The sequence below is a fragment of the Elioraea sp. Yellowstone genome (assembly GCF_006704265.1).
In the GTDB taxonomy this organism is placed as follows: Bacteria; Pseudomonadota; Alphaproteobacteria; order Acetobacterales; family Acetobacteraceae; genus Elioraea.
The window spans coordinates 1-2,218 of record NZ_VIKA01000259.1 but is presented as its reverse complement, the minus strand read 5'-3'; the positions used below and the strand labels follow the sequence as shown (position 1 = coordinate 2,218).

General features: G+C 59.0%; 2 protein-coding genes. Both read right to left on the bottom strand.

All coding sequences use genetic code 11. The features are described 5' to 3' along the window. On the bottom strand, positions 1-181 hold a 181-nt coding region (locus FK498_RS20055; protein ID WP_237561018.1), incomplete at its 3' end, for a hypothetical protein. Between the two features lie 2 nt (positions 182-183). Continuing rightward, positions 184-1,971 carry a class I SAM-dependent DNA methyltransferase gene (locus FK498_RS18455; RefSeq protein ID WP_202614931.1) on the bottom strand — a complete coding sequence of 596 codons (1,788 nt, stop codon included), beginning with the start codon at positions 1,969-1,971 and terminating at the stop codon, positions 184-186. Positions 1,972-2,218 lie beyond the last annotated feature (247 nt).

Sequence of the window (2,218 nt, the reverse complement as noted above, 5' to 3'; positions counted from 1 at the left end):
CACCATCGCCTCCGCCAACGCCTTCCTCTACGCCGCCTCCGTCATGCTCCTGCTGCGCCGCCTCGCACGTTCCACATGAGATTCGAGACAGACTCTCAGGAATCGCAATCTCACCGGACTTCACCCAAGTCAGAAGCGTTTCGATCGGATGGGGAGTGACGGAGTAGCGCTGGGTGGCCATTCTTAGTGTCCTCCCATGAGGACGTCTTCGAGCAAGCCCTCCATCTCTTTCTCCAGCGCTCGGATATCGGCCTCGATTTCATCGAGCGTGCGCAGTGGCTGCGGCTTGTAAAAATGCCGCGTGAACGAGATTTCGTATCCAATCACCGTTTTCGAGGCATCGATCCACGCGTCGGGGGCATGCGGCAATACCTCGCGCCTGAAGAAGGCTTCGATGCCGCCGTCTTCGAGGAACGGTACCTGTTCGGTATCCCTGAGATCGGTGTCAGGCTCATACTCCACGACCGACGCTTTGCCGCCGACCGTCGTGTGATAGCTGCCATACAGCGCTTCTTGCGTCGCATCCGACCCCGCCTTCGGCTTCGAGGTCTTGCGGATCACCGGTTCCGCTGCGGCATCTTTCTGGCCGAGCGCCGATATGAGCAGCTTCTGCCGCTTGGCCGTCATGCGGAGGCCAAGCGAGCTGGCGGCATCCTCCACCTCGGCAACGAAGGCATTGAAGTCCAAATGCGGGCCCGGGCCACGGGCTTCCGCCACCGCCTCGATGGCGCGGACGAGATCGCTTTCTCCTGCTTCGGAGCACGTCTTGCGGAATCGCCGTAAGGCTCCTTCCGTCAGCTCCGTCTTCAACCGCAAGGGACGCTCGACTGTGATCTTCCAATAGCCGAACGCGTCGTTTGGGAAGACCTTGGACGTCTCGTCTTCCTTCTGTAGGAGGAACGCGTCACAGATGCGCTTGATATCGTCAGCGCCAAGTTCGCAGTTCTTTTTCCCGAGATTTTTGCGGAGCGGCTTGAACCAAGCGGTGGCGTCAATGAGCTGCACCTTGCCCTTGCGGTTCTCGGCCTTGCGATTGCTCAAGACCCAGATGTAGGTTGCGATGCCAGTGTTGTAAAAGATGTTCAGCGGCAGGGCGATGATGGCCTCGAGCCAGTCGTTTTCGATGATCCAGCGGCGGACGTTGCTTTCACCGGAACCCGCATCTCCCGTGAAAAGCGAGGACCCGTTATGGACCTCGGCGATCCGGCTCCCGAGGGGAGACGCCTTCTTCATCTTGCTGAGCATGTTGGCCAGGAACACCATCTGGCCATCGCTGGATCGGGTGATCAGGCTGAACTCAGGATCGCCTCTGTGCTCGATCACGAAGCGAGGGTCACGCAGTTCTTTTTTCCCCCCCATGCGCTCCAAGTCGGTCTTCCAAGACTTGCCGTAGGGGGGATTGGAAAGCATGAAGTCGAACTCGCGGGACGGGAACGCATCCGCTGACAACGTAGATCCGAATTTCATGTTTTCGGCCTCAACGCCTTCTCCCTTCAGGATCAGGTCGGCCTTGCTTATGGCGAATATTTCCGGGTTGACTTCTTGTCCATAGAGGTGAACGGAAACTTCCTTCCCGTGGTCGGTTGCCAGCTTGATCAGTGTCTCTTCGGCGACAGTGAGCATGCCGCCCGTGCCGCAAGCGCCGTCGTACACGAGGTATGTGCCCGACTGGATGTGGTCGGCGATTGGCATGAAGATGAGGTAGGCCATGAGCTCTACCACGTCGCGCGGCGTGAAGTGCTCGCCTGCCCCCTCATTGTTCTCTTCGTTGAAGCGGCGGATGAGCTCCTCGAAGATCGTGCCCATAGAATGGTTGTCGAGGCCGGGAAGCCGGACGCTCCCGTCCTGGTGGAGGACCGGCTTTGGGCTCAGGTTAACTGAGGGGTCCAGAAATTTTTCGAGCAGGAAACCGAGGGCATCTGCTTCGACGAGCGTGGGAATCTGATTGCAGAACTTGAACTTATCCAGCACTTCCTGAACGTTCGGCGAGAATCCGTCGAGGTACGCCTCGAAATCGGCCTTCAGCTGCTGCCGTCGCGCTCTGGAGGTCAAATCGCGCAGGCGGAATTGAGATGTGTTGTAAAATGCCTCTCCCGATGCTTGGCACAGAGCGGCATGCTGGTTCGCGACCCCCGCCTTATGAGACCTCTGCGGAACGAGGGTCGTTCGCGCTGACTGCCGCGAGGCGCAGTCAGGATAGCGGTTTGCCTGGCGCTAC